General features: G+C 44.1%; 18 protein-coding genes. 7 read left to right on the top strand and 11 right to left on the bottom strand.

The window, feature by feature from the left end; all coding sequences use genetic code 11:
- Positions 1-326 precede the first annotated feature (326 nt).
- From ASG85_RS21930 to ASG85_RS21920, 3 genes are all read right to left on the bottom strand, one after another.
- Positions 327-896, bottom strand: a complete 570-nt coding sequence (locus ASG85_RS21930) for a 50S ribosomal protein L25 (RefSeq protein WP_057307394.1) — start codon at positions 894-896, stop codon at positions 327-329.
- Positions 897-992: 96 nt separating this feature from the next.
- Complete coding sequence (locus ASG85_RS21925) at positions 993-1,934, bottom strand: DUF1861 family protein (RefSeq protein ID WP_057307393.1); 942 nt, start codon at positions 1,932-1,934, stop codon at positions 993-995.
- Positions 1,900-2,199 carry a helix-turn-helix domain-containing protein gene (locus ASG85_RS21920; RefSeq protein WP_235549479.1) on the bottom strand — a complete coding sequence of 100 codons (300 nt, stop codon included), beginning with the start codon at positions 2,197-2,199 and terminating at the stop codon, positions 1,900-1,902. The genes ASG85_RS21925 and ASG85_RS21920 overlap by 35 nt, the downstream gene beginning before the upstream one ends.
- A 207-nt stretch (positions 2,200-2,406) precedes the next feature.
- Here ASG85_RS21920 and ASG85_RS21915 point away from each other — a divergent pair, with 207 nt between their 5' ends.
- From ASG85_RS21915 to ASG85_RS21905, 3 genes are read left to right on the top strand one after another with little or no spacing between them, the layout of a single operon-like run.
- On the top strand, positions 2,407-3,627 hold the full coding sequence (locus ASG85_RS21915; protein ID WP_057307392.1) for a glycosyltransferase family 4 protein: 1,221 nt from the start codon (positions 2,407-2,409) through the stop codon (positions 3,625-3,627).
- Positions 3,627-4,733, top strand: a complete 1,107-nt coding sequence (locus ASG85_RS21910; protein WP_057307391.1) for a hypothetical protein — start codon at positions 3,627-3,629, stop codon at positions 4,731-4,733. The genes ASG85_RS21915 and ASG85_RS21910 overlap by 1 nt, the downstream gene beginning before the upstream one ends.
- On the top strand, positions 4,726-5,805 hold the full coding sequence (locus ASG85_RS21905) for a mannose-1-phosphate guanylyltransferase (RefSeq protein ID WP_060647758.1): 1,080 nt from the start codon (positions 4,726-4,728) through the stop codon (positions 5,803-5,805). Before ASG85_RS21910 ends, ASG85_RS21905 begins: the two co-directional genes overlap by 8 nt.
- Before the next feature lie 7 nt (positions 5,806-5,812).
- On the opposite strand, the gene ASG85_RS21900 is transcribed toward ASG85_RS21905, so the two are convergent.
- Positions 5,813-7,018: an MFS transporter gene (locus tag ASG85_RS21900; protein WP_057307389.1), complete on the bottom strand. Its 1,206-nt coding sequence runs from the start codon at positions 7,016-7,018 to the stop codon at positions 5,813-5,815.
- Between the two features lie 238 nt (positions 7,019-7,256).
- The gene (locus tag ASG85_RS21895; RefSeq protein WP_082562614.1) at positions 7,257-7,919 is read right to left on the bottom strand and encodes a DUF2306 domain-containing protein; all 663 of its coding nucleotides are present in this window, start codon (positions 7,917-7,919) and stop codon (positions 7,257-7,259) included.
- A 161-nt stretch (positions 7,920-8,080) separates the two neighbouring features.
- Between ASG85_RS21895 and ASG85_RS21890 the strand changes: the two genes are divergently transcribed.
- Complete coding sequence (locus ASG85_RS21890) at positions 8,081-8,671, top strand: TetR/AcrR family transcriptional regulator (RefSeq protein ID WP_060647757.1); 591 nt, start codon at positions 8,081-8,083, stop codon at positions 8,669-8,671.
- A gap of 69 nt (positions 8,672-8,740) precedes the next feature.
- On the opposite strand, the gene ASG85_RS21885 is transcribed toward ASG85_RS21890, so the two are convergent.
- From ASG85_RS21885 to ASG85_RS21875, 3 genes are all read right to left on the bottom strand, one after another.
- A complete protein-coding gene (locus ASG85_RS21885) occupies positions 8,741-9,358 on the bottom strand; it encodes an SLOG family protein (protein ID WP_063860345.1) in 618 nt (205 codons plus the stop codon).
- A 219-nt stretch (positions 9,359-9,577) separates the two neighbouring features.
- Entirely contained in the window at positions 9,578-10,603 is a 1,026-nt protein-coding gene (locus tag ASG85_RS21880) for a dienelactone hydrolase family protein (RefSeq protein ID WP_060647756.1), read from the bottom strand.
- 25 nt (positions 10,604-10,628) lie between these two features.
- Positions 10,629-11,912 carry a Gfo/Idh/MocA family protein gene (locus ASG85_RS21875; protein ID WP_057307386.1) on the bottom strand — a complete coding sequence of 428 codons (1,284 nt, stop codon included), beginning with the start codon at positions 11,910-11,912 and terminating at the stop codon, positions 10,629-10,631.
- A gap of 168 nt (positions 11,913-12,080) precedes the next feature.
- Between ASG85_RS21875 and ASG85_RS21870 the strand changes: the two genes are divergently transcribed.
- Complete coding sequence (locus tag ASG85_RS21870; protein WP_235550195.1) at positions 12,081-12,902, top strand: helix-turn-helix transcriptional regulator; 822 nt, start codon at positions 12,081-12,083, stop codon at positions 12,900-12,902.
- A 99-nt stretch (positions 12,903-13,001) separates the two neighbouring features.
- Here the strand turns inward: ASG85_RS21870 and uxaC are convergent, their stop codons facing one another.
- From uxaC to ASG85_RS21855, 3 genes are all read right to left on the bottom strand, one after another.
- Positions 13,002-14,402 carry a glucuronate isomerase gene (gene uxaC / locus ASG85_RS21865; RefSeq protein ID WP_060647755.1) on the bottom strand — a complete coding sequence of 467 codons (1,401 nt, stop codon included), beginning with the start codon at positions 14,400-14,402 and terminating at the stop codon, positions 13,002-13,004.
- A 193-nt stretch (positions 14,403-14,595) separates the two neighbouring features.
- Complete coding sequence (locus tag ASG85_RS21860; protein ID WP_060647754.1) at positions 14,596-15,528, bottom strand: VanW family protein; 933 nt, start codon at positions 15,526-15,528, stop codon at positions 14,596-14,598.
- Between the two features lie 115 nt (positions 15,529-15,643).
- Positions 15,644-16,453, bottom strand: a complete 810-nt coding sequence (locus tag ASG85_RS21855) for a phytanoyl-CoA dioxygenase family protein (RefSeq protein WP_060647753.1) — start codon at positions 16,451-16,453, stop codon at positions 15,644-15,646.
- A gap of 167 nt (positions 16,454-16,620) precedes the next feature.
- On the opposite strand from ASG85_RS21855, the gene ASG85_RS21850 reads away from it, so the two are divergent.
- Both ASG85_RS21850 and ASG85_RS21845 read left to right on the top strand, forming a co-directional pair.
- On the top strand, positions 16,621-17,394 hold the full coding sequence (locus tag ASG85_RS21850) for a helix-turn-helix domain-containing protein (protein WP_060647752.1): 774 nt from the start codon (positions 16,621-16,623) through the stop codon (positions 17,392-17,394).
- A 69-nt stretch (positions 17,395-17,463) separates the two neighbouring features.
- Entirely contained in the window at positions 17,464-18,696 is a 1,233-nt protein-coding gene (locus tag ASG85_RS21845) for an aminopeptidase (RefSeq protein WP_060647751.1), read from the top strand.
- Positions 18,697-18,760: the final 64 nt, after the last annotated feature.

Raw genomic sequence — 18,760 nt, 5'->3', positions numbered from 1 at the left:
TTAAACGGAGAATAACATGATATCTTGGCACCTAATGGATGCCTTGGGTAGGTGACTGTTTTTGAATGCGCTATAAGTCCTTATGTAGCAAGAGGTTTGAATTATGAAATTGACTCGGAAATGCAGCTAATTTGCTGAAAAGCGCCATTGGTGCGAAATTAGGTGCACATTTTACAGCTAAAGATGTTCTCGCGTAATTATCTCGGCACGCTTATCGCCCTAGAAAATAAAAAATCCCCTTCTAGCAGCGTGATTACATTCATGGAACCATGAATCTTCACACATTCTGCTAGAAGGGGATTTACATATATGATATATCGAGTCTTTTACGCTGTTGCTTCGACTTCCTCATGCACGGTTTTGATTTGAATCATAACCGTATTCGGATCCGTCAACACTTCAATGCCATCCTTGAAAATTAGGTCGGAAACAAGAAGCTTGTCGCCAGTATCAAGACCGCTGATATCCACTTCCATGGAAGTCGGCAAATCGCCAGGCATACAGCGAACTTCTACTTCGTAGATTTCGATCTGCAGAACGCCACCCGATTTGACTCCGATTGCTTCACCAGAAAACTGGATAGTAACTTTGCTGTCCATGATTTCAGTCATGTTCACATGATGAAAGTCGATGTGCAGCAGATTACCAGACATAGCATCCTTTTGGACACTCTGAACAATAACCGGAATTACTTTTTCATCGGATGTATTGCCTTGAAGGATAGCTCGTGGATTTTTTTTCAAAATATCCAGCATTTCTTTTTCATTTACTTCTAATGATAAAGTATCTTTACCAATCCCATACAACACAGCCGGGATGCGTCCCTGTTTTCTTGCTTGATTCATGTGGGACTTTGTTTCACCAGTGCGCTTGTTCAATTGAATAAATTTACTCATTTGCTTGTTCCTGCTCTCTTTGACCATAAATTCTTGTCAAAGCAATTATAACATGACCATAAAATCTAGTCAAACTTTGATGAAAACTACTCGTTACTATTCATACTCCATAAATGGATCAGGGATCTCAATCTGATAAGCCTCTGCATCACTAACGCCAACAGAAAGTATGGCTCGCCCATTGCCTGACCGTATAAGCCCACCGCTAAAAATAACATCTTCAAGATCAGGCCGTTTGCCAGGGCCTCTTGGAAAATCACTTCTTGCCGCAATAATTTTCATGGGTGTTTTCTCACAGGTCTCAGGGTTTATCGAAAAAGCCATGGAATAATAATGCTTGTTTCCTACGGTATCAAAGCAGGCTATATGTCCTAGAACGCCCACATGACCATTCCCCAGTAAATGTGCTTCGTTCGCACCGCCCCATTCTTCGGAGACAAACTGCTCACTAAGAATTTCCGCATTGATGAAGGTTTGCTCATTGAGTTCCTCCAGCGAGTTGATGATTGTAAATCCGATTTGTCCTCTTCCACCTCTTGCTCCTTGCGGTCTAGTAAAGACACCTACTCTACCGTCGTTAAGCTCAATTAGACGAATATCTTTCATCGTACCGGGTCCGGACGAGAAGTGACATAAGGAATCTATTTGAAAACCGCGATAAAATTGGGTAACCCACGATACAATCTTACTCGGATTCTCGACAGCCGTAATGACTTCAACTCCGCCAATTATTAGTTCGCCTTTGATGATGGTCATACATGGATCCTGCAAGTTATAAGTGTGAGTATGTACTCGGGGACTCCAAACCTGATTCTTGCATGTAAAAAAGAAGACTTGAGAGAACTCGCTATCCCGTTCCTCAACTCTTCCTAAGATGACTTCCTCCCCGTCGTACTGAAACGGGGCCGTTATATTGTATACATCGCGATTTCCAACCCCAGAGAACACTAATTTCTTCACTTTTGTTAATCTAGTGTTTGCATAAAAGGTTTCCAGAAGCTGTTTACAGCTCTCTGTTGTTATCGATTTCCTTGTCATTTACTTCCTCCTGATAATCCATCGATGCATCTATCGTCCAATCACTTTCCACATCCATTTCGATGCCAATGAGCTGTCCAGGCTGGACATTAAAATACAGACAAAGCTTTAGCAATAAATCCCTAGGATACTGTACCATCTCATCCTTATACATACGACGAACGGAGTCAAAGTGGTAGTTAATCTCTTTAGCAAGCTTACGTATCGATAATTTGGGGTCGTGATTTTCCATGACTTCTTTTAGTTTACTGCGTATGACTGACACACATACACCTCCTTCATAAATATATAGGGTATGGGATAGAGAGTCAATGAATTGACAAGAAAAAATGGTCATGTTATAGTGAAAACAGGAAATAATTTGGAATTTTCTGAAAATAAAATACCCCTTCCCCCAAAAGAATTAAAGATCTATCTTTAGATTCTTTTTTTTGTGTTCCAAAAATCGCGAACCAACATGGAGGCTCATTATATGAAGTATACAAGCAGCAATCGGAATATCGTTTTTCTAGGCACTAGCCTGCCGAGAGAATGCGGCATAGCTACATTTACACAAGATTTATTAGATGAACTCCAGCACATCCAAGGCTTTAACAAGCCTCGTATCATTGCAATCAATAACAACGAAACTTACGACTATCAGGAGCAAGTGATGAGGGAAATTGACCAACATAAGCTATCAGATTATATAGAAACGGCTGATTATCTTGGCACGTCTAACATAGATCTTCTCGTTATCCAGCATGAATTCGGTATTTACGGCGGAGAAAGCGGTGAATACTTGATTCCATTCGTCGAAAGACTGACTATTCCGTATGTCGTCATTTTTCATACCGTGTTAACCAAACCTTCTGCCAAGCAGCTGCACATCATGAATCGAGTTGCCGAGCTAAGTGTTAAAGTTGTCACGATGGCGCAGTCTACAGTAACCGATTTGATCTCCATTTATAGCGTTGATGCCGCCAAAATCGCTTTCATTCATCATGGCGTACCTCATGTCCAAACCGGATCAAGATCAGAGCTTAAAGAGCAGTATGGCTTTGCAGATCGAAAAATTTTATCCACCTTTGGGTTTTTAAGTCCTGGTAAAGGAATTGAATACAGCATTGAGGCTATGCGCGGAGTGGTCAAACAGCATCCGGATTCTCTCTATATCATTTGGGGGAAAACACATCCGGTCGTTAAACAAGAAACAGGCGAGGTATACAGACAAAAGTTGATGGGTCTTGTGGAAGAATTTGATTTAACTCATAACGTTCGCTTCGTCGACAAGCTTTTGACGCAGGATGAAGTCATTCAATCGTTGGTCATGTCAGACATTTATATGACTCCTTATTTAGGCAAGGATCAGGCCGTTAGCGGAACTTTGGCCTACGGAGTCGGTTACGGAAGGGTTATTGTCTCCACACCTTACCGATATGCCGAGGAAATGCTGGCAGAGGGCAGGGGCTTACTGGCAAACTTCCGCGATTCAGCCTCCTTGGAAGCTTGCATCCTTCAATTACTTAATGATCCCGCTAGAATAGCTGAAATGGAAAATCGTACGCTCGAACTCGGAAGAACCATGCTGTGGAACGAAATTGCCAAAACCTATGCCGTCATCTTCCAAGAAAAAATACTAGATTCAGAGTCAACAAATGTACAGGCTTACGATGCCAGTTTTGCTAAAGTAAAACACTTAGGAGTGATTTAATGCAAGTACAAACGATACGGCAGTTTAAGTCCGATTACATGCGCAGGATAACCGATGATACAGGCATTTTTCAACATACCAAGTTTGGCGTACCCGACCGGTCGAAGGGTTATACAACGGATGATAACGCGCGGGCATTAATCGCAGCCGTTTTATTGTACAGCACCGAAAAAGATTCCAGAACGTTAGACCTCATTCATACTTATGTTTCTTTCATTCACCACGCACAGAATACAGATGGAAACTTTAGAAACTTTATGGATTATAACCGAACATTCATGGAGGATAGCGGCTCTGAGGATTGTCAAGGACGCACACTATGGGCATTAGGATTCGCTCTCGCTCATTCCTCCTTGCTCCCCGACAATGTACTTAATACCTGCCGTTATTTAATCAATCAGGCATTACCGCATATCGAGAAGCTAGGTTCTCCTCGTGCTGGAGCCTATTCGATAATCGGTCTAAGTTATTTAATAGAAACCCCTGATGCTCTAACTTACTCCTTCCCCTATCCCCACACGCCAAGCACCGCAGAAGAAAAGGCTTTTCTACCAAGAGCATTCATCATCAATTTGATCGAAAAAATAGCGGTCAGGCTACACAATCAATATGTTCGCAATAAGGGTAACGATTGGAAATGGTTTGAAGACAGCCTTACCTACGGAAACTCCATGCTGCCATGGGCACTTTTAAAAGCATCACATATCGCGGAAAATATTAGTTTGAAGGAAACAGCTAAGGAAAGCTTGGATTTTCTAGTATCCAAAACCTTTGCTAAAGAAGGATATTATAAGCCGATTGGCAGCCATGGCTGGCAGCTGCGAGACCAAAAGGCCGCTCTTTACGACGAACAGCCGATTGAGGCTTGTGAAATGCTTCTCGCTTGTAAAGAAGCCGCGGTCGTACTCCAAGACCCAGCATATCTGAAGATAGCAGCCTTATGCTATGAATGGTATTTAGGCCATAATTCATTAAAAATCTCTCTCATTGATCCTCAAACAGGAGCTTGTTATGATGGCATCCATGCCACTGGATTGAACCTTAACCAAGGCTCCGAAAGTATCATTTCCTTCTCTATTGCCCATTTGGTGATGCATCATGAATAAATTTGCTACCATCCTTGCAGGCGGGGGCGGAACCCGCTTCTGGCCGCTGTCTAGACAAGAGATTCCAAAGCAGCTTCTAAATATTAGCGGAAATGATATTATGCTAAACGATACGATCGAACGATTCAAAGGCATTATCCCTCAAGAAAATACCGTTATTGTAACGAATCGCTCTCAAGCGGTTCTGCTGGAGAGCATCATGCATAGCAGTGTTTCAAAAAGCAACATTTTGATCGAGCCCGTCGCCAGAAACACAGCTGCAAGCATCCTTTTCGCGGCGTTATCTATAGAAAAATCACATGGTGATTCCTTAATGGTTGTATTGCCTTCCGATCATTATATAACGGATGAAGCACAATTTCGGCTTACGTTAGACGAAGCCTGTACGGTCGCGATGAAGACGGACAAAATCGTTACCATCGGAATTAAACCGACGTTTCCTTCTACCGGGTACGGTTACATCGCCTTTGACAAGGAACCTATCTCTTCAAATCCTGTAGCTGTATACGAAGTAGCTGAATTTGTAGAAAAGCCGAACTTCCAGAAAGCACAAGGCTATCTGTCGTCCGGTAATTATTTATGGAATAGCGGCATTTTCATTTGGAAAACTTCCGTCATCATTGATAATTTCAAGCGTTACCTGCCTCGGTTGTATAAGACCATGCTTCCAATCAGCGATTATCTGGGCACGGATCAGGCAGAGGAAATCATTAATAACATTTATCCAACGCTTCAAAACATTTCGATTGATTACGGGATTCTTGAGCGCTCCGATGAAGTCGTTGTACTGTCTGGTCAATTTGGCTGGAACGATATTGGCAGCTGGGATGCACTCGGCGCGATCTTCCCTCCAGATCCATTGGGAAACATTATTAAAGCAAATCATATGGGCATAGATACACGAAATTCGATCATTTATGGAAATGGCAGACTAATCACGACAATTGGCGTAGACGGCTTCATCATTGCAGATACTGGGGATGCACTTCTAATATGTCCCAAAGATAAAGCACAATCTGTTAAAGATATCGTCGACCTGCTGAAGGAAAAAGGAATGACTGAGTATATCTAGCCAGCCATTACTCTGATGAAGATAATGAAACAGCGGCCACTTTGGGACCGCGATATTTGAAGAAGAAGGCCACACAGATTAGCGCCAAGCCGTTGATGGCAAAAACGAGCGGAATACCGATCCAGCCGCCCAAAAAGCCACCGATAATCGGACCGCTCATGGTTCCAAGCTGCGTAGCGGATTGATTTAAGCTAAATGCTCGGCCTCTAAAGCTGGAATCCGTAAATTTAACGATGAGCGCGTTTAACGCCGGATAGACGGCAGCAAAAAACAACCCATAGCTAAACCTCAGAATGCCAAAGGCCAGCAGGTGGTGAGTGCCCAACTGAAGCAGATTCCCTATTCCACCGCCAATTAAGCCGATGAATAATGTTTTGGAGTAGGTGATTTTCTGTCCGAGTTTCCCCCATCTCGGTGCTGCAATGACGGTTGCAATGCCTACCGCAGAGAAAATAATGCCTGAACTCAGCGAAGCCGAGCTTTGGCTGCCGCCCATTTGCAGCACATAGATGGTAAGGAGCGGCTCGACAATCATGACTGAGGTTGCTACCAACATGGTGACACCTAGAATCATCATGAAAGGGCGATTATGAGCAGCCGACTTCAAATCATCCATAACACCCGATCTCGCAGCCGAGCGGTTAAAGTTCGTTTCCTTAGCCCCAAACAGCCCGATAAAGGCTGCGACTAAGACAACACACCCCGAGACTAGGAACGATTCTCGGTTTCCCACCCAGTGGCTGACGAATCCGCCAACCAGCGGACCGATGACACTTCCGGCGGCTCCTGCCGTTGACATCACCCCCAGCGCATAACCCACTTCTTTTTCAGGCGTGTTCGTGGCCACTAAGGCAATGGAAGCAGGAACAAAACCGGCAAGCAACCCCTGAAGAATCCGAACGACAAGAAATACGTAAGGATCATGGACAAAAAAGGTCGCAAAATAAAGAACGCTTAGGCTGAAGCCTGAGCGAATCAGCATCGGTTTGCGGCCATACTTGTCCGCCAAAGAGCCCCAATAAGGTGCGATTAAAGCGCTAGCCAAAAAGGTGATGCCAAACGTAATACCTGACCATGCTTCCAGTCCTTTATCAATACCGAGCTCCGTGTGCAGAAAGATAGGTAAGAAAGGAACCGAAATCGTATACGCCATGCCGCAGAAAAATACACCGATCCATAAAGTGATGAGATTACGTTTCCAGGAAAATTCCATGTGTTTACCCCCTGATGCTTGATGACTGAACGAACAAATCTAAAGTTCTCCCGACAACCTTGCTTAGATATGTATATTTTATCATCATTATCTGAAGATTAGAAATTACATCATGAGAATGGCTGAGTTAAAGATCATCGTTTTCGTTGCAGAAAAAAGGGTGGGGTTGCTTTGTACATGATAAATGTACAAACACCCCACCTCTTTTATCCTACATAATTAATATTTCCTTCATTATTTATTTAACTGTTACATTCGGAGCTTTGACGTACACATAACGAATTACAAGTTCTGCTAGTATGAAATTAAGCAGGATTGCTCCATAAATACCAAACGTATAACTCGACTCATACCTCAAACCAACTCCTTCATGGAGAATAAAACTAATAAGATGAATGAACATATTTGTGAAACAGAAAGCATAACTGCGAACCATCCACTTCCGATGTTTGCTGACTTGCTTGCGTTTAATTTGGACAATCGCTGTAATAGTCATGGCGAGCCAGACGATACTCACCAGATTGAAAGCCATGCTATTGATTTTTCCGCCTGTTGAATACGGAGCCATGTAACCCGAGGTCAGAACAACGACAAAGACAAAGATAACGTAGAGATAACCATTGACTCTATGGAATATGCGAGCTTTGCGTAAGATCGTGCTTGAGAAATTAAGCGCCCCTGTCAGCATAGCCAAACAAGCAGCACCTACATGAATATGCATAACGTTTAACCAAATTGGGAGATTCATAGGACGTTTGAGATTCATTTTATGAGTCAGAAAAGCCGTTGCTTGCGGATCAAAAAATAAATTAGTCAACAAAATGTATACCATGTAAATAATTATTGCTGCCAGGAGTAGCGGATACGCGTAGCTCTTAGTCCGTTTTGCCATTTTAGACATAGAAACCTCATCCTTTTCGTTAATATGTTTGCTGATTAGATGTTTTGAGACCGAACCGTACGGTCTTTTTTTAAAATTATACAACGTTCTATGCTATGATTCACTAATAAAATGTTACAATATTACGAGAATGACATTGTCTCTGTGAAAGGATTTTGCACATGCGTAAAGGTGAAAAAACAAGATTGCATATTATTATGAAATCCGCTGAACTATTCAACGAAAAGGGCTACGCGGGTTCAACCATACAGGATATTATGACGGTAACCGGCCTAACCAAAGGCGGGATTTATCGCAGCTTCGCGAATAAGGATGAGATTGCGCTTGAAGCTTTCGCCTACGCCGGACAAGTGCTCTGGGAACATTTCGCTGAGGCGATTGAAGGTGCGTCTACAGCAACGGATAAAGTCCTAGCGATGTGTGACGTGTACAGCGATACCGTGCATAATCCCCCTATTAAAGGTGGATGCCCTTTTCTTAATACAGCGGTAGAAAGCGATCATTCCTATCCCATTCTGCGAGATCGTGCGTTGGGCGCTTACGAGCAAATGATGGCCTTCATCCAGGGGATTTTGCAAAAGGGAGCCGAAGACGGTGAATTCCGATCAGACATTGACACTGAATCTGTCGCTTCCTTCCTCTTCTCATCCATTGAAGGCGGCATCATGGCAAGCCGCTTGACTCGAGACAACAAGCATGTCGGCTACGCCAGGAAGAATATCGAACTGCTGCTGACTTCTTTTAAAAAGTAAGCTATATGCCATTATGAAAAAATAGCCGTCTCTCAAGGTCTATAACCTTTTGAGACGGCTATTTATTGTTTATATCTCATCAAAATCCGTATTGCTGCCGACATCGGCGAAATCGAAGTCTCCAGCCAGATCTCCCGACTGGTCACCCTGTTCATCTTCGGCGATATTCTGCAAATCATAGGCATTAATCGTGATTATCGGGTAGGTATGATTCGCAGCAATCTGCGCAGCCTGCTGTTTCATAAACTTGGGTGACCCCTCAGTATCTTCATCATAAACAAGAATGATGCCGTCCGAATTACGGAGCAGAAACTTGTCTCGTTCCTTGAACTGCCAAGGTCCTTCATATTTGGTTTTTGTCACGCTGTTCACGTAATTCGCGCGTTCCATGACGTTATTATAGCTATTTTTCTTATCGTCGCTCCATTTTTCTTCTTGCTCAAGAAAAGGGGTGACGACAGCTAATTTCAGCTCTGGGTAGGCGCCTCCTCGAAGCTCAATCACAGCCTCTGCCGCCCACAATTCAACTCCCCATTGTCCACTCACAACGACCCATTCTAAGCCTTCATCCATAAGTGCGATGAGTCTCTTTTTGATCGCTTTTTTGATAATCGGAATGCCTGGGTGCTTTAATGAAAAAATGCCAAGTTCAGATGCTTTATAACCCGTTATTAAGACTCGTTTCAAAAAAGGTACACCACCTTGTTGACTCTACCTATCAGGTTAACATAGTTATGCCTCGATATAAAGGTAAGGCCATGGAGAGCGGATTTCTCCCTTGGCGTGAAGAGATCTGTAAATATGATACTTTGAGAATGAACGGGACGGAATACGAAATTAAACCATCGCGCATTGTTAGACAAATACAACAAAAAGAAGAGCCGCAGCTCTTCTTTTTCTATACGATTAAGTTTCTAAAGCCTCAACCAGCCAAGGGTAGGCCTGACTCCCATTCACTTCATGAACACCTTCAAAGAGATGAACCCCCAGTTTTTCATCCGCATCCGCTTCAGCGTACACCTGCCGCAAATACTGAATCGCCACTTCCACTGTTTCTATCGGGAAAATCGGATCCTGCTGGCCAGATTCAATGAATAGCGGACGAGGAGCAAGTAACCCGAGTAATTCGGGGAGCTCCGAATACTCCAAGACACCTGGCAAATAATTGTCGATGCAGTGACGGATCTGCATAATGCTTCCTTTGAATGTATTCACAAAGGCGCACAGTACCGTGGCTTTGATTCGTTCATCTATCGCCGCGGTATATGCAGCGATAAGTCCTCCTCCCGAGAAACCGAAGCATCCCACTCTTGCAGGATCCACATCCTCGCGTGATAACACATAATCGAGCGCCCGCCTCGCCTCTTGCACACGCAATCCTGCCAGCGAGATGCCATATAAAAGCAGATGTGATGCAAGTGTCTGACACGATGAATTTCCAACTTGCCCATCCTTCTGATCCGCAGCCAATCTCCGATCTCCGAATCCGACGATCTCAGGTACGACTACGATGAAGCCGCGTCTCACTAATTCCAAGGCATAATTGCCGTGAAGATCCGGCTTACCTGTGTTTGCAGTTCCATCCGGATGGAGTCCAACAATCTGCCGACTACCGTAACCATGTCCGTGCAGAGCCAGCACAGCTGCTGTTCGTTCGGTCAACACTTTAGGTAACAACACATAGGCCGGAACTCGAAATCCCCAGACCGTACCGAATTCGATACGCTCTCGAAAATGATCTTCGAGCTCAGTGCGCTCTATGAGAACAGGACGAAGCTCATCTTGTTCTTCTATACCTGGACTTAGAGATTTGATTAGGCCCTGCTTCAACCTAACCCTGGTATGTTCCGCATTCTCGGCTTGCTTTTGCAACAGACGTTTATTCTCGTAGGAGTGATAGAGATTTTCCATGATTGAATCTGGATTCCACAAGCAGCCCCACCTCCGTCTACCTTTTTTAAAAAGTAACCAATTTATCCACCGCAACCGGTTGCCCCGTACGCATGGAAATATTCCCGGCAATCCCCGTCAAAATCGACATCGCCCCGTCAACATGTGAAGCAGCTCGCTCGAAGCGATCATCGGATGGCTTATCAAAAATATCTTTCAAGAGCACAGGATCACCGCCGCCATGGCCGCCGACACCTTCTTCAATTTCTACTTTATAAGGAGCCGCGAACATCGGAAATACCCTGATCGTCTTTTCCTTCAATGCACCTTCATCCTCTTTAAGACCACCGGAATTTACGTAGGATTTCTCAACAACTTTCATTTCAATACGACCCTTGCTGCCATTGATTTGTACACTAAAGCCTTCCCAAGGCATATAAGCATTAAGCGAGTAGGTGAGAATGGCTTTGTTTTTATATCGAACCATAACGCCCATTGTATCTTCAATACTAATTCCATCGCCGAATACGCTCTGATCGCGTTGGTAGCCATCTTCGTGTTCCGCATCTAAATATAGACCCTTGAGGTTTTTATTTTTATCTAAATGAAGCGCAAAAGGATCGCCCTTCGCGTTCTCATTCCCTGTAGCACGTTGATAAAAGTTGGTCACGCCGCGCTTTTCGGCATTTTCTCTGCCATAGAACATCAAGCCGCCCATCGCAAATACTGTCTCCGGACGTGTTCCTAACCAGAAGTTCACGAGATCAAAATGATGCGTTGATTTATGTACAAGCAAACCTCCGCCATTGCGTTTATCGCGATGCCATCTGCGGAAATAATCTGCCCCATGCTCGGTATTCAGCAGCCACTCGAAATGGACAGAATGAACATCACCTATCGTCCCATCCATGATTAACTCACGAATTTTCGTATTATGCGGTGCATAACGGTAATTGAATGTCACACGAAGCTGCCGCCCTGTGCGTTTAATGGTATCGAGAATTTCTTGACATTTCTCTTCATCCACAGTCATCGGTTTCTCCGAAATGACATCGCAACCAAGCTCCATTGCTTTAATTATGTAAGTATGATGTGTACGATCAACAGAGGTGACAATGACATAATCGGGCTTTTCTTTACGAATCATTTCCTCGAACTGATCCGCTTTATAAGTGGGGACAGCGTTATATTCATATTTATTGACGAGTAAGCCATTCGTAAAATTCATTCTCGTTTGATTTATATCGCAAATCGCAACTAGTTCTGACGTTTCTTGAAAATCCTTCACGATAGCGCCATAGAAAAATTCTGCCCTTCCTCCGGTACCGACTAGTGCATAACGCTTTTTCATAAAAGTGAACCCCTCTCGAGTATGGATATGTCTTCAAGTTCAATGTCCTACCTCAAGATTAATACAATATTTGTTGTGTTTCTAATCAAATCTTGCTTAATGACTTTCATTCCTTGCATATCTTGCTATATAATAGTCATAAAAGACCGAACGAAGAGGTGTCCACTTTTGGTACTCTACGAAATTGAAAGACTGCGCAGAGATCGCCCCTACTCTATGACAGTGAATCATTTTCATGATCACTATGAAATCTATTATTTACTCAGCGGGAAACGCTATTATTTTATACAGGACCGTTCCTATTTAATTCAAGAAGGCGACCTCGTCTTTATCGATAAAAATGAGCTTCATAAAACACGAAATGCGGATGTCCTTCATCACGAGCGGATTCTACTTAGCTTTGATGATAGTTGGATACGTTCTATCGATGAGGATGCATCGGCACATTTACTCGTTCCTTTTGGGCAGAAACAGCATATCTTTTCCCTAACAGGTGCGAATCGCACTTTTGTTGAGAACCTTCTATTCAGCTTATTGCGCGAACAGCAACAGGCCCTTGGCGGCTGGCAACTGAACAGCAAAGCCCTACTCACGCAGCTACTCATCTTCTGCTCGCGTCTTACAGATAAGATAAGCTCCACCCAGGAACACCAGCAAGCACACAATCCTAAAATATTCGAGATCGTCGCTTATATTAACGAACAGTATAGAAACCGTTTGACGTTAGCTTCGATTTCCGAAAGCTTTTATATCAGTCCAAGCTACTTTTGCCGTTCTTTCAAAGAAACGACTGGCTTTTCGTTCATCGAATACTTGAACAACGTTCGCATCCGCGAGGCTCAGCGGCTGCTGCGGGAAACGAAGTTGAAAGTCATCCACATCGCCGAGCAATCCGGCTTCGATAGTGTGGCTCATTTTGGCCGCGTGTTCAAACAAGTGACCAAACAGACGCCACTGGAATGCCGCAAATTGATGCGACATAGTATGTAAAAAGTGCGGAGATACCTTCCACCGCTACTCACCACTGCCGTAAGCTTTACATATTAAAAAACCTTCGAGCAGGCAACAACCCGCACGAAGGTTTCTATTTTAAAAGCCGAAATATTGCTTAGCATTATTATAGGAAATCCCTTGAACCAGCTGTTTCAGCAGCTGTTCGTCGTTCGGGAATTCTCCCGCTTCGACCCATTCGCCTAACATGTTACAGAGGATTCTGCGGAAGTAGTCATGTCTTGTGTAGGACAAGAAGCTTCTGGAATCAGTCAACATCCCTACGAATCGACCAAGCAGTCCAAAATTCGCTAGCGACTTCATCTGCGAAACCATACCATCTTTGGTATCATTGAACCACCAAGCGGATCCTAATTGAATTTTGCCGGGAATACCATCGCCTTGGAAGCTGCCCATGAGGGAAGCGAGAATTTCATTGTCGCGTGCATTTAAGGAATACAGAATCGTTCTAGGCAGCGAATCAGCAACAGCAAGTGAGGATAACAAACCTGTTAAGGCGCTTGCTACCGGGCTATCATTAACAGAGTCGAATCCGGTGTCCGGGCCCAGCTTCGCGAAAGCTCGTCCGTTGTTGTTGCGGGAAGCATTAATATGGTACTGCATCGCCCAATCCAGCTTCTTGTACACGGCTCCTAAGAACAGCAAGGTGTACGCTTTATATTTCTTCTCGTCTTCCAAACTAACCGTGTTGCCAGCCAAAGCCGTTTTAAAAATCTGATCCACTTCTTCTTTTGTTGCAGCCGCATATGGGACATAATCCAAAGCATGGTCAGACACCTTACAACCAACCGAATCAAAAAACTGTGCTCTGCTCTCTAAACCTGCCAGCAGGTCATCGTACGAGCTGATCGTGATGCCAGCGGATTGCTCCAATTGACCGATCCATGGAAGGAAAGTGGCGCGATTGATTTCAAGCGCTTTGTCAGGACGATACGAAGGCAGGACTTGCGTATTAAAATCTTTGATCTCTTTAATTTTAATGTGATATTCCAGTGAATCGACCGGATCGTCCGTTGTACAAATAACGGTTACTTTGGAATTCGTAATGAGATCTCTGGCGCGTGAACCGCCCTCTGCCAGCTTCGCATTCGCTTTCTCCCAGATGGCAGGCGCGTTCTGCTCGTTAATAATGTCATAAACACCGAAATAGGTTCGAAGCTCCATATGAGACCAGTGGTACAGCGGGTTGCCTATGGCCATTGGAACTGTTCCAGCCCATGCCAAGAAACGATCGTAATCGCTAGCTTCACCAGTGATTTTTGCTTCCTCCACACCGTTGGCACGCATCATTCTCCATTTATAATGGTCGCCGTACAGCCAAGCTTCCGTTATGTTATTGAATTGTTTATTTTCATAAATTTCCTTAGGACTTAGATGGCAGTGATAATCAATGATCGGCAGATCTTTGGCAAATTCGTGGAATAGATGAACCGCGGTATCGTTGGTAAGCATAAAATTCTCATCTAAAAATGTTTTCATAAAGCTAAATTCCACCCTTCTCAAGCTGAATGATCTGCCCTCTATTCTAGCGAAAGGTGACCTGAAAATCTTGTGATTTTTTGCTTTCATTTTGTAAAATATGCATATATTGACCTCATATCAGCCATATCTCAGTCTCAAACAAACAAAAAGCCCCATACACCAACAATCACGTTGGAACGGAGCTTATCATTTAGGGAACAGGCTGACCTACATTTGTCCCCGCTTGTATTTCCTCAGGCAGATTATCAGATGCACTCGGAACATGCCGCGGCTTATAGTTAATGACATCGGAGGACGAAATAGTAACGAAAACCCGACCAGGTAATGCCTGAGCCCTTATCAAGATAGGTTGATTGTAGTTGTTCTTAAAGGTGAAGTCAGGACCTCCCCAATTTACAGTAGCATCCCTGCCCGGCGGTACATAGGGGACAGACCTGCTGTGCGAATATCTTTCTACGATTTTGAGACCCGCGCGATCCACTGCGTTATACAGCGTAGAAGAAATTTGGCAAATGCCTCCGCCAATCCCTTCAGAGAATTCTCCCCTTACAATGATCTTCGCCGGCATATACCCCTTTCCTCGCGTCCGAACGCCAACAACACGGTTGAAAGAGAACGTTTCATTTGGTTGAACAACATAATTATTAATCGCTTGAGCTGCAAGCTTGATGTTCGTATAACGATATTTATTATTCGAGTTAAAATAGGTTACATAATAACCAATAGGTCGCACACGAATATTCGCTAGCAGCTCACTGTCTACTTTGGGATATACAGATAACTGAGGCACTTCAAATTGCATCGGACCCTCACGATAATAATGCTCATAAAATTGCTCAACAAAAGCTTGACGGTTCAACCTTGAACCTGCAATCTCCTTCACGATTGTCCCCTCAGCATTAATGGTTGCATTGATCGGTTTACGATACATGTTCTTATCAAGTTCGTTCGTAAGCTGATCTAATCGTCCATCATCAATGATTGGCATATCCAGAAGATTGATTGTATACGATTCCCTCTGTACATTCGCTAAGCTATGACCCATATTGTCATTCGTTATTCGAAATGGCACTTCATTCTGCTGCGCAAGAAGCAACAAACCCAGTATCCAATTATAGCTCATGAATGCTATCACCCCCTCCTCTAGTGTAAACAATTGAAATGATTCCATACTATGTAAAATGGGACCAGCCAACATCCACAGATGTCAGACCGATCCCTTATCGCTACATATTAGATTAGTGAGGATAAACCACTTGGAATTCTTCGCCGCAAGGCCCACCTTTAGGGTTAACCTCTAAATCAACATTCTCTCCATTCTGCCGATACAAAGGGCGATAATGATCGCTGATATGGGTTGCCGATTGGTTCGCATAATGACAAATGAACGCTCGACGGAATCGGTCCTTCGTTTTATTTCGATAAGAGCCATGAATGAGATTCCCGTTAAAAAAAAGAACGTCGCCACGCTGCATGATGACTGGCATGGCTTTTTCATCTTTCGGCGGCTTCACGTAGTGAGTCGTAAATGATTCTTTGGCATCCGCGATATCCGGACAAGTGATTTTTAATGCATTCGTTTTGGGTACAACGAGTAAGCCGCCATTCTCTTCATCTGCAGCATCAATGGCCGTCCACGCCGCTATGCAATTACCCGGTTCGACCTGCAGATAGAAATTATCCTGATGAAGCGCCTGGCCGCGGGAGCCCGGCGGCTTGTAATAAAACATACTTTGCGCGGCTAGCGCCTCTTCATCATACAAATCTGCTAATACATCCATAACCGGCTGGTGCAGCATATATTTCTTTGCTGTCTCATTAAAGCGATGTGGATGCATGACTCGCGGAAATCTTTTTAACGGATCAGATCCATCCGCTTGTAAATCCGGTTCAAATAAGCCGGGTACCGTATGGTGACTAATCTCCTCAAAAGTATGATCGATTTCGGCCAAATTTTGCTCAGAAAATAATCCTTTTACGATTAAATAACCTTCCGATTCGAATTGCTGTTTTTGTTCATTTGAAAGCTTAAGCATTGTCCGTGACATGTTGGTCCCCTCCACGAGTAAGTTAGGATTGTATTCCTTATGACATAATCATATCGAAAGCTCCACAGACATTGAAGTAAGAATGATGCTAATTACTCATACAATCCTGCTATTTCCTGATATACTTGTAGTAAATTGCTGCAGAAGATGAAAGGAACCACAGGGCCATGATATTCGATGACTTTACCTTCTTAGCCGGACATTTTATAGAGCAAGATACGTATGTAACCAAGCGTCCGCAGGGACGCGACGATTGGCTCCTTACTTTCACACTTGAAGGTGAAGGTTTCTTTAACAACTCAGGAAATGAACAAAGCTGCAAGCCTGGTGATCTCACCCTGCTGAAGCCAGGAACACCGCATCACTACGGTACAAGGAAAGATCAAACCTGGCAGTTTGTCTGGGTACATTTCCCTTCGCTTTTCACAGAAACCAATTTATTGCCGGATACAGAGCAGCTCATCCTTACTATCGAAAGTGAGTCGATTCGCAAGCGCATTTATCAAGCTTTTATTCGCATCATGGAGGATTCCCGTGAGCGCGGTGAATATTGGTTCGAACTGTGCAGCAGCTCTTTACGGGAAATCCTCCTTATCATGGCTCAGAAAACTAGCAAAAAAATCGATGCGCGAATCGAGGAGGTTCTTCACCTGCTGTCCCAACAGATGCGTCATCCTATTCGGATTGAGGATTTGGCTCAGACCGTCGGGCTCTCCCCCTCGAGATTGTCCCATCTTTTCAAAGCCAGCACAGGGTATTCCATTATCGATACGCTCAATCGGATGCGGATACAACAAGCCGTACTAATGCTAGAACATACCGGGCGGAGCGCTTCGGAGGTTTGTTATGATGTGGGTTTTCAAAACTATAATCACTTCACGAATCAGTTCCGCAAATGGTATGGCATGAACCCAAGTACATTCATGAAAGAACGACGGTAAAATTTATTTGACAGTTGACTCTTGGCAGGATAAACTGCAAGCAAGATTAGAAAAAAGAGGAGGATTCCTATGTCTTTCGAAAGTAATCTTGATAAATATGCGGAGCTAACCGTCCGCGTCGCTCTGAACATTCAATCCGGCCAAACGCTTTGGATTAACGCCCCTATTCATCATCCCGAATTCGTTCGACTCATTGCCCGTAAAGCTTATCAAGCTGGAGCCAAACACGTACATATTGAATGGCAAGATGAAATCTGCACACAAATCAAATATACCTACGCACCTGTTGAAGCGTTTCATGAATATCCATCATGGAGAGCGCAAGCACTGGAAGAGTTAGCCGATAATAACGGCGCGTATTTATGGATCGATGCCGATGATCCCGAATTGCTGAAGGATATCGATCCAGGTCGCATCTCTGCGAATTCCAAAGCCGCAGGCGCTAAATTAGTTAAATGGAGAGAAAGCATGTCCTCCTATCAGATGACATGGTCGATCATCGCCGCGCCTTCTACTGCTTGGGCGAAGAAAGTGTTTCCTCAATTGGAAGAGAAAGCAGCGATCAGCGCGCTATGGGATGCCATTTTCCAAGCCACACGCGTAGATCAAGAAAATCCAATCCAGACTTGGATCGATCACAACGCGACGCTTCGGAGCAAAAGAGAGCAGCTGAACGAGAAGCAATTTCGTAAGATCCATTACCGCGCACCAGGCACAGAACTAACGGTTGAGCTGCCTGCTAATCATATATGGCGAGGCGGTTCCGCCACCAACGGAACGGGAGGCTTCGATTTCAACCCGAATATCCCGACGGAGGAAGTCTTTATTTCTCCTCATCGAATGGGTACCCAGGGTACAGTGCGCAGCACGAAACCATTAAGCTATCAAGGAAATTTGATCAACAATTTCACGATCACCTTCGATAACGGACGTGTTGTCGACTACACAGCTGAACAAGGACTCGAGTCGCTTCAAGCGATGATCGAAATGGATGAAGGAGCACATTATCTGGGTGAAATCGCACTCGTGCCGCATGTATCGCCAATTTCGAACTCCAACTTGATCTTCTTTAATACGTTGTATGATGAGAACGCGTCTAATCATTTGGCCCTTGGCAGAGCCTTTCCTACATGCATCGAAGGCGGTACTTCGATGTCCAAGGAAGAGCAAGAGAAAGCTGGCCTTAATAACAGTCTGATTCACGTTGACTTCATGATCGGCTCTGCCGAGATGGATATTGATGGCGAACACGCAGACGGCACGATTGAACCCATTTTCCGTAAGGGGAATTGGGCATTCTAGAAATTAAAAAAGGGTAGTACCGAGAGTCATGATAACCATGTCTCTAGGTGCTACCCTTTTTTCA

The organism is Paenibacillus sp. Soil724D2 (assembly GCF_001427935.1).
Classification (GTDB): domain Bacteria; phylum Bacillota; class Bacilli; order Paenibacillales; family NBRC-103111; genus Paenibacillus_E.
This window is presented reverse-complemented; position numbering and strand designations above follow the sequence as displayed.

Bases quoted from the DNA above. Each gene is read 5' to 3' on its own strand.
- ASG85_RS21930 (WP_057307394.1), bottom strand. From the start codon at position 896: ATGAGTAAATTTATTCAATTGAACAAGCGCACTGGTGAAACAAAGTCC.
- ASG85_RS21925 (WP_057307393.1), bottom strand. From the start codon at position 1,934: ATGACAAGGAAATCGATAACAACAGAGAGCTGTAAACAGCTTCTGGAA.
- ASG85_RS21915 (WP_057307392.1), top strand. From the start codon at position 2,407: ATGAAGTATACAAGCAGCAATCGGAATATCGTTTTTCTAGGCACTAGC.
- ASG85_RS21910 (WP_057307391.1), top strand. From the start codon at position 3,627: ATGCAAGTACAAACGATACGGCAGTTTAAGTCCGATTACATGCGCAGG.
- ASG85_RS21905 (WP_060647758.1), top strand. From the start codon at position 4,726: ATGAATAAATTTGCTACCATCCTTGCAGGCGGGGGCGGAACCCGCTTC.
- ASG85_RS21900 (WP_057307389.1), bottom strand. From the start codon at position 7,018: ATGGAATTTTCCTGGAAACGTAATCTCATCACTTTATGGATCGGTGTA.
- ASG85_RS21895 (WP_082562614.1), bottom strand. From the start codon at position 7,919: ATGTCTAAAATGGCAAAACGGACTAAGAGCTACGCGTATCCGCTACTC.
- ASG85_RS21890 (WP_060647757.1), top strand. From the start codon at position 8,081: ATGCGTAAAGGTGAAAAAACAAGATTGCATATTATTATGAAATCCGCT.
- ASG85_RS21875 (WP_057307386.1), bottom strand. From the start codon at position 11,912: ATGAAAAAGCGTTATGCACTAGTCGGTACCGGAGGAAGGGCAGAATTT.
- uxaC (WP_060647755.1), bottom strand. From the start codon at position 14,402: ATGAAAACATTTTTAGATGAGAATTTTATGCTTACCAACGATACCGCG.
- ASG85_RS21860 (WP_060647754.1), bottom strand. From the start codon at position 15,528: ATGAGCTATAATTGGATACTGGGTTTGTTGCTTCTTGCGCAGCAGAAT.
- ASG85_RS21855 (WP_060647753.1), bottom strand. From the start codon at position 16,453: ATGTCACGGACAATGCTTAAGCTTTCAAATGAACAAAAACAGCAATTC.
- ASG85_RS21850 (WP_060647752.1), top strand. From the start codon at position 16,621: ATGATATTCGATGACTTTACCTTCTTAGCCGGACATTTTATAGAGCAA.
- ASG85_RS21845 (WP_060647751.1), top strand. From the start codon at position 17,464: ATGTCTTTCGAAAGTAATCTTGATAAATATGCGGAGCTAACCGTCCGC.